Origin of the sequence: Clostridium pasteurianum DSM 525 = ATCC 6013 (genome assembly GCF_000807255.1) — a bacterium.
In the GTDB taxonomy this organism is placed as follows: domain Bacteria; phylum Bacillota; class Clostridia; order Clostridiales; family Clostridiaceae; genus Clostridium_I; species Clostridium_I pasteurianum.
Window position 1 is genome coordinate 4,001,141 of sequence record NZ_CP009268.1, and the last position, 13,869, is coordinate 4,015,009.

A 13,869-nucleotide genomic window follows, 5' to 3' on the forward strand; every position below is an offset into this window, starting at 1 on the left:
GTATTATTACTTTTTACAGGATTTTATGTGTATTAAAAAATAAATATAAAAAATATTTATTTTTTTAATACCTCATATGTAACCTTTAATTAAAAATTTATCATAACTAGTACAAAATATCATTATTGTTCCATCTGTTTTCCTAAAAATAAAGAAGCTGTTTCTCCTAACTTCTCTTCTATTTCTCCGAAAGTTACTCCTTCTTCCTTAGACATTATTATTACTGCCCCAATAGAATCTCCTTCAGCTATTATAGGATAAACTATTTGTGCAGAATATTTTCCTTCAGCTTCTTCATCTTCTATTAATGGTATTGCCTTATTATCTTCTCTATTAATATTAACAACTTTTCTATCATTCATAATTTTTTCTAATTCATCGCTAACACGTTTTTCTAAGTATTCTTTTTTAGTTCCACCACTTACAGAAATAATACTATCTTTATCAGCTATAAGAACTATATGCCCAATTGATGCATTTAAAGATTCTGCATACTCTTTTGAAAAATCACTTAATTCACCAATTGGTGAATATTTTTTTAATATTACACCTCCTTCTCTATCTGTAAATATTTCGAGAGGATCACCTTCTCTAATTCTCAAAGTTCTCCTTATTTCTTTTGGTATTACAACTCTTCCAAGATCATCTATACGTCTGACAATACCAGTTGCTTTCATAAATCTTCCCTCCTATTTAATGTAAATATTTTTACATTTATAGTATCTTACCAAGTATAAAATTTTATGCATACTTTTTATTATAGTACTAAATTAGACTTATATTTACAAAAATCATGCTTTATACTTCCTGCTTTCTTAAAAATTTACCTGAATTTTATTAAATAATTAGGAGGCTATTTCATTGCAGAATAGCCTCCTATAGATATTATTATTAATACTATACTTGTAAATTATTTTTTAAATAATCACTAATATAAATTAATATGTATTAAATAAATGTTTTTAATTATAATTATTATTTTAAAATCAAAAGATAATAAATTTTTACACTTAATCTTAACAATAATTAATTTAGGTTATTTTCGTATTGTTTAATTTTTGCCTCTTTCTTCCACTTATCTAATGTAGTTGTTATTTTGTCCTGTTTAGCATTAGTTAATAAAGTATTCTTTATTTCATCTTTTACTTCATCAAGCTTTTTAACAGGGTATTGATTTCTTGATATACACTTTATTACATGCCATCCATACTGAGTTTGAACTGGATTAGATACTTCTCCTGGCTTTAGTGCCAATGCAGCCTTTAAAAAAGTAGCATCAAGCCCTGAATTTTCTTCTTCTAAATCTCCTAAGTCTCCACCATTATCTTTACTTCCTGTATCAGTAGAAACCTCCTTCGCTACTTTTCCAAAATCCTCTCCTTTATCAATTCTAGCTTTTACACTTTTAGCTTCATTTTCTGTTTTCACCAATATATGAGCAAGATGTATTTTATTTGGTTCAGTAGTGTATTTATTTTTATTTGCATTATAGTAATCTTCAATTTGTTTATCTGTGACTTTTACATCTTTAGTTATATTATCACTGACTTTATTCATTATAATAGAATTTTTTATTTGCTCTTTTAAAACATTCTCCGTAAGCCCATTTTGGCTCAAGGCATTTTTCCATTCCTCATCAGTTTTATACTGAGATTTTGTAGAATCATATTGTTTTTGTATTTCTTTATTTATCTCAGAATCAGAAGGTACAAGTTTTAATTCTTTTGCCTTTTGAAGAAGTAATTTTTCTGTAATCATCTGGTCAAGTATTGTTTCTTTTTGCTGCTTTAACAATTCTACTGCTTGATCATTACTAGTATAGTTAGTTCCATACTGTTGTTTAATTTGATTAATTACACTTTTCATCTGCCAATTATCTTCCAGCTGTCCTCTTGTTATCTTTTCATCATTTACTTTTGCTACTGTACTATTCATAATACCTTGCTCTGTTTTTGCAATCATATTACATCCACTCATCACTATAGCCAATATAGCAATAATTGAAAATGATATGATTTTCTTAATGTTTTTCAAATTTATTCCCCCTATTTTTTAATTATTTAAAACACAAATTTATTAATCAAAACTTAATTTTGACAATAAATTCATTGTATTTTGATCATAGTATGAACTATCTAAAATCTACAATATAAAAACTAATGCTAACATATTATTAATATAACAATTCAATTGAAATTTAATTGTTAATTACATCTATCATATATTGAAATAGTTTAGTCAAATTATTTAAAAGTTCTTCTCTCTTTAAGTTTTTTAAATTATATATAATCATAGGTTTATCATCAACTTTAAAAATTATACTCTTGTTATAATCTTTAATTAAATTTTTCACCAGGCAATCAGTAATTCTGTCTTTATCATTAAATTTAACATTTATAAAATCTTTTTTATCTTTAATATCAATTACACCTAACTGTCTTGCCAAGGATTTAATATAAGCAATATGCATTAAATTAGAAACAGAAGGAGGTATATCGGAGTATCTATCTTCTAATTCTTCCTGTATATCTAAGAATTCATCTTTTGATTCAATAGAAGCAATCTTCTTATAAATTTCTATTTTTTGAATCTCATTTTTTATATAAGAATTTGGTATGTATGCATCCACTTTGATATCTATAAAAGTCTCAATAGGTTCTTTTTCTATATCGCCTTTATATTGTTTTATAGCATCTTCAAGCATTCTACAATACAAATCATAACCTATTGAAGCCATATGACCATGTTGGGCCGATCCCATCATATTACCGGCACCTCTTATTTCTAAATCTCTCATAGCTATTTTAAATCCAGAACCAAGCTCTGTAAATTCCTTTATTGCTTTTAATCTCTTTTCTGCCACCTCAGTTAATACTTTATCTTTTCTATAAGTAAAATAAGCATAAGCCATTCTATTTGTTCTTCCTACTCGTCCTCTAAGCTGATAAAGTTGAGATAATCCCATTCTATCTGCATCATATATAATCATTGTATTAACATTTTGAATATCAATACCAGTTTCAATTATAGTAGTGCATAAAAGTATATCATATTCTTTATTCATAAAACCTAGCATTTCAGTTTCCAATTCTCTTTCCGTCATTTGTCCATGTGCCACCGCTATCTTGGCTTCTGGCAGCAATTTAGCTAAAGTTCCTGCCATATCATTTATAGTTTCAACTCTATTATATACAAAAAATACCTGTCCACCTCTATTTAATTCTCTCATAATAGCATCTCTTATAAGTTGATCATTATATTCAACTACATAAGTCTGTACTGGATATCTCTCTTCTGGAGGGGTTTCCATAACACTTATATCCCTAACCCCTGTAAGAGACATATGAAGAGTTCTAGGTATAGGTGTTGCTGTAAGTGTCAATACATCTATATTTTTCTTCAAATTTTTAATTTTTTCCTTGTGTGTTACTCCAAATCTCTGTTCTTCATCTACAATTAAAAGTCCTAGATCTTTAAATTGTACATCCTTTTGTAATATTCTATGAGTCCCTATAAGTATATCTACATTCCCTTCCTTCAGGGCTTTTATTGTAGATTTTTGCTGAGCAGAAGTTCTAAATCTGCTTATCATATCTATCTTTACAGGGAAATCAGAAAATCTCTTTTTGAAATTTGTATAATGTTGTTCCGCAAGTATAGTAGTAGGAACTAAAAAGGCCACTTGTTTTCCATCCATAACTGCTTTAAAGGCTATTCTCACTGCAACTTCTGTCTTACCATATCCTACATCACCACACAATAACCTATCCATAACTTTTCCGACTTCCATATCCTGCTTTATGTCCTCTATAGCACTTAACTGATCTGGAGTTTCATCATAAGGGAATTCATCTTCAAATTGTTTTTGCCAAACAGTATCATTTGAATAGGTATATCCTTTTAATGTAGATCTTATGGCATATAATTTAACCAGTTCTTCTGCTATCTCATTAATGGATTTTCTAACTTTATTTTTTGCCTTACTCCACTCATTACCTCCAAGTTTATTTATTTTTGGAGAATTTCCATCACTGCCTATATATTTTTGCACTAAATCCAATTGTTCTACTGGAACAAATAATTTATCATCACCAGAATAAGTTAATTCTAAATAATCTTTCTTATGCCCTTCAACTTCCAGCTGCTCTATACCTTTATATACTCCTATTCCATGATTTACATGAACTATATAATCCCCTGGTTTAAGCTCAGCAAAACTCTTTATTTTACTTACACCTTTTTGAGGTTTCTTTTTTGACCTTCTTTTTGACTCACCAAAAATTTCCTTATCAGAAATAACACAAAGTTTTAAATCAGGATATTCAAAACTTTTGTTAAGACTTCCAAAGGTAATTATGATTTCTCCAAATTGTATATTCTGTATTTCATTTCTATAACTGCTCTCTATGCCTCTATCTCTAAGTGTATTTACTAATCTTTCTCCTCTCGGCTTACTTCCGCATAATATAACAGTCTTATATCCTTTATCTTTTTTATCCTTAATTTCATTTATAAGTAATTCAAGAACTCCACCAAAATTACTTAAAGTTATTTCTCTAAAATTCTCACAATATGTACTTCTAAGAAATCCTTTAGATTTTTCAATTGCAGTCATATTAATTACTTTATTGTTATTTAACATCTCATAAACTTCTTCTTGTGGAAAAAGAAGTTTTCCTTGACTAGGTAATATATCTCCTTTTTCAAGAAATGATTTATAATTTTCTTGGAATTCAAAATATACACTATTTAACTTTCCTTTACACCTTAAGTCATCTTCAACTATTACTATTGCATCCTCAATATAGTCAAAAAATGTAGATGGTTTTTCATAAAAGAAAGGTAAAAAACTATCTATAGTCTCAAAGGTAGAAGATTCTTTTAAAGTTTCTAAATTTCTTTTTATTATACTACCTATTTTCTTTTGAGATTCTTCATTACCTTTTTCTTTAATCTTTTCTAATACATTGTCAAGTTCTTGCTTTATAAAATTATATCCTGTTTTAATATTACCTTCTTCTAAAACAATTTCTTTTGCTGGGAATATATCAATTTTATTCACTTTCTCAATACTTCTTTGGGATCCTGTATTAAAAGTTCTTATAGAGTCAATCTCATCTCCAAAGAATTCAATTCTATAGGGCATATTAGATATTGGTGGAAATATATCAAATATTCCTCCTCTTATAGAAAATTGTCCTTTGCTATCTACAGTTTCCACTCTCTCATAACCTGATAAAATGAGTTCTTTACTAAATTTTTCTAAATCAATAGCATCTCCCAATCCAAGATTATATGAATATTTTCTATATAATTCTACAGGAACATAATAAGGTGAAAAAGCTTCAATTGAAGTAACTACTATTTTTCTACCTTTAGTAAGTATTTCTCTTATGACCTTTATTCTTTCCCATCTCAAATCACCTGAAACTGCATCTAAATTATAAAAAACTATTTCTTTAGTAGGAAAATAATATACATTTGATAAATATAAAGATAGATCTTCATATATTTTTTTTGCCTCTACATCATTATCTGCTACAACCACAAGAGGCCTATTTATTTCTTCATATATAGTATAGATAAAATAACTTCTCCCAGACTCAGATAACCCCGATACTTCAATTGGAAACTTACTTTTATTTATATTATACATGACATTTATAAACTCTTTGCTTTCTCTTAAAGGCTGGATAAGCCCCCTAAACCTCATATTAACACCTCTTAATTACTTAAAGCTTAAGTCCATTAAAACTATTCATTGCTTCATATACACCATCAGTTATTATACAATTTATTGCTTTAACAGCTGCATTAAACACTTTCTCTACTTCTAATCTATCATCTTCTGAAAATTTACCAAGAACATGAGATACTAAATCTCCTTTAGGTTCACCTACACCAATTTTAATTCTTGAAAAAATGTCTGTAGAAAGATTGAATATTATATTTTTTATACCGTTATGACCTCCAGCACTGCCACTCTTTCTTATTCTCATCCGACCTATATCAAGGCTGATATCATCATATATAACTATTATGTTTTTATTGGGGATCTTATAAAAAGCACAGACTTCTTTAACACTCTCTCCACTTAAATTCATAAAAGTCATAGGTTTTAAAAAAATCACTTTTTCATTTTCTATCTTCCCTTCTCCATACATTCCTTTAAATTTTATCCTGTTCATGTCAATATTATACTTGTCACAAAGTAAATCCAAAACATCAAATCCTACATTATGGCGAGTATTCTCATATTCCTTACCAGGATTACCTAAGCCTACTATTAAATACACCCCTTATGCCACTCCTTTTTTAATTTATAAAATATATGGCTGCAAAAATATTATTTATAAATTCCTAAATACATTATACTAAATATTCGCTCAAATAAAAATCAGCAGTAACTATATTACTGCTAAATATTTATATCCATCAGCTATCGGAAGGTGGTCTTTCCGATAATTTAACGCTAAATTTTACAGTTTTACCATTTCTAATCACTTTACAAGGTATTATATCTCCAACTTTATGTCTATCCATTATATCCTGAAGTTCACTTTTGGATTCTAGCTTTACACTGTCAAATTCCACCATTATATCATCTACCTTTATCCCAGCTCTTGCTGCTCCAGTATTATCTTTAACTTGTTTTATTAAAACACCTTTTATCTTTTTATCTTCAGATATATAATTTTCAAGTTGAATACCTAAATAAGGTCTTATAACTCTACCATTTTTCATAATAGAGTTTATTATTTTCTTTGCCTCATTTATAGATATAGCAAATCCCATACCTTCTACATTTTCATTGGCTCCTATTTTTAAGCTGTTTATACCTATAACTTCTCCACTTTCATTACATAGTGCTCCTCCACTATTCCCTGGATTTATAGCTGCATCCGTCTGAAAAACATTATAAGTTGTAGTTATTCCTGTAGAAGGATCCTGTATCCTTATTTTTCTGTTTATAGCACTTATGATTCCAGCTGTAACAGAACCTGAGAATTCCTCTCCTAAAGGATTTCCTATAGCAATAGCAGTATCTCCTACCTGCACTTTAGAAGAATCTCCAAAAACTGCTGCTGGCAAATTGGCAGAATCCACCTTAAGAACGGCCAAATCAGACATAGCATCGTATCCTACTACACTGGCATTCAGGGGCTTAGAATCTTTACCATTAGACAATTTTACCAAATGTCTACTTGTATCTTTAATAACGTGATAATTTGTCACGATATATCCATCAGATTTAAAAATTATTCCTGATCCACTATAGCTACTGCTTTCATCCCCTAAAATACTATCATTGCTATTATTTATACCTACTACGCACTGACTTACTGCTCCAGCTACTTTAGTAATAGGATTTATACTATTATTAGTATTTTTAGAAGTATTGTCACTTTGAAAAGAAGACGAATTATTAGTGTTCATCTCATTGCTGTATATCTTACTTGCAATGTAACCGCCAGTTATTCCTCCTGAAAAAGCAGCAATTAAAACAAAAATCATTCCCTTGCAAATTTTTATAAAGATATATCTACGATTTTTTTTTCTAAATTTTATTTTCCCTCTCAAATCCTCTTCTTCTTTTGTATTTATTTGGTGCCATTCCACTTCTTTAATAATCCTATTATCATCTTTCAAAGTAACACCTCCTATTATATAAATTAAACTAATTAGTTGCCTTTGTTAATGTAAATGTAAATTCAACTCCTGTATCCTTCACATTTTTTACCCATATATCTTCTCCATGCTCCGTAAGTATGCTTTGAACTATAGGAAGACCAAGACCTGTACTAACCTTTGAAGTTCTAGATTTGTCTTTTTTATAAAACCTATCCCAAATATGCTTCAAAGCATCTTCTGATAAAGGCTTACTTTCATTATAGATTGAAACAAAAATCTTATCTCCTTTTATCTTTGTTTCAATGCTAATTTTACCTTCTTCAATCACATACTTGATAGCATTATCAATTAAATTTGTTACCACTTGCATTATTCTATCCATATCTCCCATAGCATATAATTCATCTTCATTAAAACACACATCAACTATCAACTTTTTTTCATTTATTTTAGGTTCAAATTTTATAACAGTGCGTCTTATTATCTCATTAATATTAATCTTAGTTATATTTAAAGTCAATTGACCAGATTCTATAGCGGATAAATCTAGCAAATCATTCACTAGTCTCGTAAGTCTCTGTGTCTCATCATAAGCTAAGGATAGATAATATCTTTCCTTTTCTTTAGGTATAACTCCATCTAAAATTCCTCCGATAAATCCTTTTATTGAAGTTATTGGAGATCTTATTTCATGGGATACATTGGAAATAAACTCTCTCCTATTTTTTTCAACCTTAGCTATGGAATCTGCCATATAATTAAAAGAATTGGCAAGTTCTCCAATTTCATCTTCAGATTTAATTTCTACCCTTTTTTCTATATCTCCATTGGCTATCTTCCTAGCTGCATAATTTATTTTGCCAAGAGGATTTACTATGATCTTTTGTGATAAATGATATATTACAATGCAAGCTATAATTATGGCAAATATAGCCAAAGCCCATATTATATAATATACTTTTATAAGAGGCTTTTTTATTTCAGATAAAGATGTGTTCATCATTATAGCCCCTTCAAATCCATTACTATTATCTGAAATTGGAACAATATATGTGTGAACAGGAAGATTAAAGTTACCTCCATAAACATCCTTTCTTACAATAATATTTCCCTTTCTTAGCTTATCAATATCTTCATTTAAAATTTGCTTATCTAATAACTTACTACTACTTTTCATATCAGATACTGCGTATACATATCCATATTTATTTACTAAAAGTATATTAGAATTAAAATAATGTTCAAAATGCTCTAATGTATCATTTAAAAAATCATAGGACATTCCGCCTTGCATATAATTTACTGCTACGGGCTTTATAAGTGTGGCACCTCTATGGAGCTCATCTTCTCTTTGCTGAAAATAATAGGATTCAAACCAAACGGATAAAAGTCCTGAAACAATAATAAAACTTACAGCTATGATAATTGTATAAGTTGCTATCATCTGAGAAAATAGTCCTTTTTTCATAAACTACTTCACCTCAAATTTATATCCAACACCCCATACAGTCTGAATTTGCCAATTTGCCCCACCTTGAAGTTTTTCTCTCAACCTTTTAACATGTACATCTACAGTTCTAGAATCTCCTGGATAATCATATCCCCATACTTCACACAAAAGTTGTTCCCTTGTAAATACTCTATTTCTATTGTTTGCAAGATAGTACAATAATTCAAATTCCTTTGGAGGCATCTTTATTTCTTCACCATTATACACAACAGCATAAGAATTTATATCAATTAGCAATCCATCAAAATTTAATTTTTCCTTACCTCTATTATCTGTATTGTATCTTCTTAATACAGCTTTAACTCTTGCTATAAGCTCTTTTGCTTCAAAAGGTTTAACAATATAATCATCTGCTCCAAGTTCTAGTGCCAATACTTTATCAAAAGTTTCTCCCTTCGCAGTGAGCATAATTACAGGAGTTTCATATTCTTTTCTTATGCTCTTTAATACATCTATACCATCCACATGTGGAAGCATCACATCTAAGAGAACTAGATCTGGTTTACATTCAATAAAAGTATTCATTGCTTCTTTACCATCATAGCAAAGCCTTGTGTTATATCCTGAACTTTCTAGATATATTTTTATTATATCTGCTATATTTTCATCATCATCAATAATTAGAATTGTTCCTAATGTTCCTTCCATTCCTATACCTCCTATAGGTCTTACTATTACCATAGTAATTATAATTTATCATACTTTTTTTATTTCATCATTAATGTTACAAATTATTAATTATAATTTACAATATAGTAAAACATCGCAAAACTAAAATTGAATTGCGATGTTAATGAATTTTTATATAAATATTACTTCTTGTCTATAGATTCATCAAATATTTTACTTACAGAAACATCTTCATATATTCTTCTTATAGCTTCTGCAAAAATATTTGCTACGGACAAAACCTTTATTTTACTACTGCAATTTTCTTCATTAACAGGTATAGTATCTAATATAACAACCTCTTTTAATGTTGATTTTTCAATTCTTTCCATAGCAGGCCCTGATAATACTCCATGAGTACAGCAAGCATATACTTCTTTTGCACCTAAATTCATAAGTGCATCTGCAGCATTTGTAATGGAGCCTGCGGTATCTATCATATCATCTACTAGTATTACTTTTTTGCCTTCTATATTACCAATGACACTCATTACTTCAGATACATTTGGTTTTGGTCTTCTTTTATCTACTATAGCTATTGGCGTTTCAAGTCTTTCAGCAAATTTTCTAGTTCTTTTAACCCCACCTATATCAGGTGAAACCGCTATAAGTTCTTCCTTGTTAAAGTTCATTTCATTAAAATATTTAGCAAGTATTGGGGCTCCTTCTAAATGATCAACTGGGATATCAAAAAAACCTTGAATCTGTGCTGCATGAAGGTCCATTGTAAGAACCCTGTCGGCTCCTGCCGTATGAATCAAATCAGCAACAAGCTTTGCCGTTATAGGTTGTCTTGCCTTTGCTTTTCTATCTTGCCTTGCATAAGCATAATGAGGTATAACTGCAGTTATTCTTCCAGCAGATGCTCTTTTAAGAGCATCAAGCATAATTAAAAGTTCCATAAGGCTATCATTAACAGGTTCGCAAAGAGTTTGCACTATAAATACATCTGCGCCTCTTACAGTTTCATTAATATCAACATAGGTTTCTCCATTGCTAAATTTACTTACCTTAGAATCTCCTACTTTGACACCTAGTATATCTGCAATGCTCTTTGCCAAATCAGGATTTGAATTGCCTGTAAATATTTTTATATTTTTCCCATGAGCTATCATAATAAAATAATCCTCCTAAAGTTTATTTCTTTAAATTCTTTTTTGATACCCAATCTTTCTTATTAACCTGTTTTGCTCTAGCTATGGCCAGAGATCCCTTTGGAACCTTTTCAGTTATAGTTGATCCTGCTGCAATATATGTATTGTCTTCCACTTCTACTGGTGATACCAAATTAGTATTACAGCCTATAAATGAATTATTGCCAATTATAGTTTTGTGTTTTTCTTTACCATCATAGTTTACCACTACTGTTCCACAACCAAAATTACAATCAGATCCGACTTCTGCATCTCCTATATATGTTAAATGTGACACCTTAGTATGATCACCTATTTTAGATTTCTTGATTTCAACAAAATCTCCAATTCTAACTTCAGTACCAATATTACTTTCTGGTCTTATATATGCAAAAGGCCCTACTGTGGTATTTTTCCCTATTTTACTCTCTAAAATTACAGAACTTTGGATAGTTACATTATCATCAATAATACTATCTACAATTCTAGAATTAGGATAGAGAATGCAACCTTTCTTTATAACAGAAAGTCCTTCGATTACATTTCCTGGATATATTATCGTATCTCTTTCTATTTGTACATCTTCACCTATATATGTACAATTTGTATCAATAATTGTAACTCCATTTTCCATATGTCTATTATTGATCCTTTTTCTCATTATACTTTCGACTTCTGACAATTGAACCCTTGAATTAACTCCTAAAGTTTCTTCAAAATTAATAGGCATAGCACCAACTTTTTCTCCAGATGCTCTAATTATTTCAATCATATCAGTTAAATAATACTCCTTTTGAGCATTATCATTTTTAATTTTATCTAGTCCCCTTAAAAGAGTTTTTATATCAAAACAATACATAGCTGCATTTACTTCCTTGATTGTAAGCTCTTCAGAACTACAATCTTTATGTTCAACTATTTTTTCTACACAATCTTCGGAATTTCTTATAATCCTTCCATATCCATCAGGGTGTTCTAATATTGAAGTAAGCAAAGTAGCCTTATATTTACCTTGTTCATGGAATTTAATGAACTTTTTAACAGTTTCATCTGATATTAAAGGAGCATCTCCAGCAAAGATTGCTACTATCCCATCCTTATCTTTTAAGAAATCCTTAGCACACATAACTGCATGTCCTGTGCCTAATTGTTCTCCTTGAAAAGAATAGGTTATATTTCTATCCTTTGTAGCAGCCTTTACCTGATCAGCTCCCTTACCTATTATGACATTAACATCTTGAAAGTCAGCCTTTCTCATTACATCAATTACATGATTTATCATTTCCTTACCACAAACTTTGTGCAGTACCTTAGGTAAATCTGACTTCATCCTTTTACCTTTGCCACCAGCCAAAATTAAAACGCACTTATTCATGCTTACACCTCTTCTTGTACATATTACGACAATTAACCTTTATAATTATATTTTATTATTAAATTAATTTCAAGATAAGAGACTATTTTTTAAAAATTCTCAATAACAAGTGTAAAATATTAAAATAAAAATTAATCACGTATTTCAAAAAATTTTCACATAATAATTTTATATAAAATAAAAAGGAGTATTCCTCCTTTTTATTTTATTCTTCAGTTTCTGGTTTTGTTTCTTCTTCATTCTTTACTTTTTCATATTCATCTAAAATTGCTGTCTGTATTTTTTCCCTTGTTGTAGTGTTTATAGGATGTGCTATATCCTTGAATTCTCCATCTGGAGTCTTTCTACTAGGCATAGCAATAAAAAGACCATTTTGACCTTCGATAACCTTTATATCATGAACTACAAATTCATTATCGAATGTAACTGAAACTATGGCTTTCATTTTTCCTTCTGTAGTTATTTTCCTAATCCTTACATCTGTAATCTGCATTATTCAACTCCACCTCCAAGATGCTTTATACATTTAATATTCTCTATATTTTATATTTTTCCTTCTTATTTTTCAAAAAATTTATAATTTTTATAAAAATTTTATAGTTGTATATTTTACCATGGAATTAAAATTGCAGATCCATCCTCAGAAATACCCTTAAATTTTAAAATTGATATATAATTATCTACAAGTTTTCTTTTATTTTCTACACTATCAACTAATACACCTATTCCCAAAACTTTACTATCAAATTCTTTTAATAGATCAATAATTCCCAGTGCAGTTCCACCGGCCTTCATAAAATCATCAATAAAGATACACTTACTTCCTCTTTTTATAGATCTCTTTGATAAAGACATACTTTGAATTCTCTTACTAGATCCGCTTAAATAATTTATACTTACAGTAGGTCCTTCGGTAACTCTGGTATCTCTTCTAACTATAACAAGTTTTACTCCCAGCATTTTAGCAACTTCATAGGCAAGTGGTATTCCCTTAGTTTCTACTGTAACCACGCAATCTGCTGATAATTTATTAAAACTTGATGCCAAAATAACTGCAGCCTTATGTACCATTTCTGGATTATACATTATATCAGTCATATATATAAAGTTCCCTGGTATTATTCTATCCTTTTCTTTCAAAATAAAACACAATTCTCTTATAAACTTTTCTTTTTCTATTTCGGAAATGTTACAGGCGTATTTAATTCCTCCAGAAGCACCTGAAATTGTCTCAATATTACCAACCTTAAGTTTACTTAGTATATCTCTTATAATAACTATATCTTCACTTATTGTTGATTTTGCTGCATTAAAAATTTCTGTAAAACTATTTAAATTGATGACTTTATTAGGACTTTCAACTAATATTTTAGTTATAGCTGCTATCCTTTGATTTCTACTGAACTTTTCCATTCTATCACCTGTTCACATTAAAATTACGAATTATTTATAAAATAATTTTCTTATTATTCATATTTTATGCTATATTATAGGCTTAATCAATAGAAATATTATTAGGTTTAAAGGTTATTAATTATTTTATGTATTGC

11 protein-coding genes are annotated in these 13,869 nt (G+C 29.1%); all 11 read right to left on the reverse strand.

Translation table 11 applies throughout. The annotated features are described in order from the left end of the window. Positions 1–122 precede the first annotated feature (122 nt). Positions 123–677, reverse strand: coding sequence for a stage V sporulation protein T (gene spoVT / locus CLPA_RS18230; protein ID WP_004455577.1), 555 nt, complete (start codon positions 675–677; stop codon positions 123–125). Between the two features lie 349 nt (positions 678–1,026). Then, positions 1,027–2,034, reverse strand: a complete 1,008-nt coding sequence (locus CLPA_RS18235) for a peptidylprolyl isomerase (RefSeq protein ID WP_004455576.1) — start codon at positions 2,032–2,034, stop codon at positions 1,027–1,029. 163 nt (positions 2,035–2,197) lie between these two features. Then, positions 2,198–5,713 (reverse strand): transcription-repair coupling factor, encoded by a 3,516-nt coding sequence (gene mfd, locus CLPA_RS18240; RefSeq protein WP_004455575.1) that lies wholly within the window; start codon positions 5,711–5,713, stop codon positions 2,198–2,200. Positions 5,714–5,732: 19 nt separating this feature from the next. Continuing rightward, positions 5,733–6,296: an aminoacyl-tRNA hydrolase gene (pth, locus tag CLPA_RS18245; protein ID WP_004455574.1), complete on the reverse strand. Its 564-nt coding sequence runs from the start codon at positions 6,294–6,296 to the stop codon at positions 5,733–5,735. Between the two features lie 139 nt (positions 6,297–6,435). Further along, a complete protein-coding gene (locus CLPA_RS18250) occupies positions 6,436–7,650 on the reverse strand; it encodes a S1C family serine protease (protein ID WP_004455573.1) in 1,215 nt (404 codons plus the stop codon). A 28-nt stretch (positions 7,651–7,678) separates the two neighbouring features. Next, entirely contained in the window at positions 7,679–9,100 is a 1,422-nt protein-coding gene (locus tag CLPA_RS18255; protein WP_004455572.1) for a sensor histidine kinase, read from the reverse strand. 3 nt (positions 9,101–9,103) lie between these two features. Further along, positions 9,104–9,790 carry a response regulator transcription factor gene (locus CLPA_RS18260; RefSeq protein ID WP_004455571.1) on the reverse strand — a complete coding sequence of 229 codons (687 nt, stop codon included), beginning with the start codon at positions 9,788–9,790 and terminating at the stop codon, positions 9,104–9,106. A 164-nt stretch (positions 9,791–9,954) separates the two neighbouring features. Next, the gene (locus tag CLPA_RS18265; protein ID WP_004455570.1) at positions 9,955–10,926 is read right to left on the reverse strand and encodes a ribose-phosphate diphosphokinase; all 972 of its coding nucleotides are present in this window, start codon (positions 10,924–10,926) and stop codon (positions 9,955–9,957) included. Between the two features lie 22 nt (positions 10,927–10,948). Next, positions 10,949–12,319, reverse strand: a complete 1,371-nt coding sequence (gene glmU / locus CLPA_RS18270; protein WP_004455569.1) for a bifunctional UDP-N-acetylglucosamine diphosphorylase/glucosamine-1-phosphate N-acetyltransferase GlmU — start codon at positions 12,317–12,319, stop codon at positions 10,949–10,951. 205 nt (positions 12,320–12,524) lie between these two features. After that, positions 12,525–12,812: a septation regulator SpoVG gene (spoVG, locus tag CLPA_RS18275; RefSeq protein WP_004455568.1), complete on the reverse strand. Its 288-nt coding sequence runs from the start codon at positions 12,810–12,812 to the stop codon at positions 12,525–12,527. A gap of 116 nt (positions 12,813–12,928) precedes the next feature. Next, positions 12,929–13,732 (reverse strand): pur operon repressor, encoded by an 804-nt coding sequence (gene purR, locus CLPA_RS18280; protein WP_004455567.1) that lies wholly within the window; start codon positions 13,730–13,732, stop codon positions 12,929–12,931. Positions 13,733–13,869: the final 137 nt, after the last annotated feature.